At 66.5% G+C, this 1,402-nt stretch carries 1 protein-coding gene and 1 pseudogene; both read left to right on the top strand.

The annotated features are described in order from the left end of the window. Positions 1-327 (top strand): annotated as a pseudogene (locus ACFWF3_RS35925) (hypothetical protein); the annotation flags it as partial. After that, positions 324-1,091, top strand: coding sequence for a hypothetical protein (locus tag ACFWF3_RS35920; RefSeq protein ID WP_379318619.1), 768 nt, complete (start codon positions 324-326; stop codon positions 1,089-1,091). The pseudogene ACFWF3_RS35925 and the gene ACFWF3_RS35920, both read left to right, overlap by 4 nt. Positions 1,092-1,402 lie beyond the last annotated feature (311 nt).

Raw genomic sequence — 1,402 nt, 5'->3', positions numbered from 1 at the left:
GCCATCCACATGAGCTACCGCGGCTACCTCGGCGACCGGTTGTTCATGACCAACGCCGAATGCTGGCATGTCGGCCCGGGCAACGCCCACCTCGGGCCGGATCATCCGCGCAGCCTGGCCGGTGGGCATGTGATCACGCTGGACGGCAGCCCCGCCCGGATCGAGATGCGCAACGAACTCGACGACGAGTCCTACGAAGGCGATTGGTCCGCGGTCACCGACATCTCGGTCAAGGCGATGCTCGACGTCATCCCGGAACTGTGTGCGGCGCCGGCCGGTGTCGCGACGCCCGACCTGAGCCCTCGGTACCGTCTGGAGACAGTATGACCTCCCCCCTGCTGGTCGCGGTGCTCGGCGCCGGGCCGCTCGCCGACCGGATCGCCGCGCACCCCGATATCGCTGTCGCGCCGCCTTCCTCGGCCGCGGTGGTCGTCCACCTGACTGCCGACGTCGATGCGGTTGTCGCCCAGCTCGGCGCGGGCCGTGACGTGGTGACCGCGCTGCCCCTCGAAGCCCTCCCCCTGGACGAGGTGCGGGACGCCTGCCGCGACGGATCGTCCACCCTGCACGCCACCGGCGGCTTCCAGTCGGCGGTCGCGGCGCGGCTCACCCGCTCGCTCGCCGCCGCGACGCGGGAGATCACCAGGATCGAACTGATCGAGGAGCTCGAGCTACCCGACGACGGCGTGTATCCGTGGAACACGGTGCCGGAGGAGATGTTGCCCGGCTACTACTTCTCCGGTCTGCGCGTACTGGAAGACGCCGCCTTCACCGGCTCACGCTCCGATACTTCCGAGCAGGCCGGTGCCGTCTACACCCTGGGCGACCGGATCACTTACCGTTCGATCCGCACCCGAGACACCGGTACCGTTGCGTTGCGCTATCGCCTGGTCACTACAACCGCAGCTGGAACTGCCACGGCCACAGTCGATTTCCATCCCACCGACGGCGTTCACCCGGCCGATCATCTGACGTCGGTGGATCTGGTGAAGGCGCTCGGTCCGGTTCACGCGAGCGAGCCCGGCATCGTGCTGCGCGATCTCGGCATCACCTATTTGGTCCCGGACGACCGGCTGCCGCGGTCCACGTAGGGCCGAAGGCGGTTGGATATCACCTTCTCGCAGGTCGTTACCCAGATCTTGCCGGTAACTGCAGATTCTGTTGCTCCGGATTCATCGCGAAGCCCACTTGCCTCACAGCCCACAGCCGCGCTTCTCCGCCGTGTTGTGAGCTGCATTCATAATCAGATGCGAATATCTATACCTCTTACTACCAGCTGCTCGACACCCCGACCGGTTCCAGCTGGGCCCGTGCCGGACATGGCTTCACTGACCGCTTCGAGGCAGACGACCCGGTATCCAAGATGATGTCAGGTGACGGCAGCGGCCCCGCCTCGGAGATC

This window comes from Nocardia sp. NPDC060220 (assembly GCF_042727815.1).
Taxonomy (GTDB): Bacteria; Actinomycetota; Actinomycetes; order Mycobacteriales; family Mycobacteriaceae; genus Nocardia.
The sequence above is the reverse complement of the archived record's forward strand: the minus strand, read 5'-3'. Positions and strand labels throughout refer to the sequence as shown.

What these genes read in the sequence shown, in the direction of transcription:
- ACFWF3_RS35920 (WP_379318619.1), top strand. Translation starts at nt 324, where the DNA reads ATGACCTCCCCCCTGCTGGTCGCGGTGCTCGGCGCCGGGCCGCTCGCC.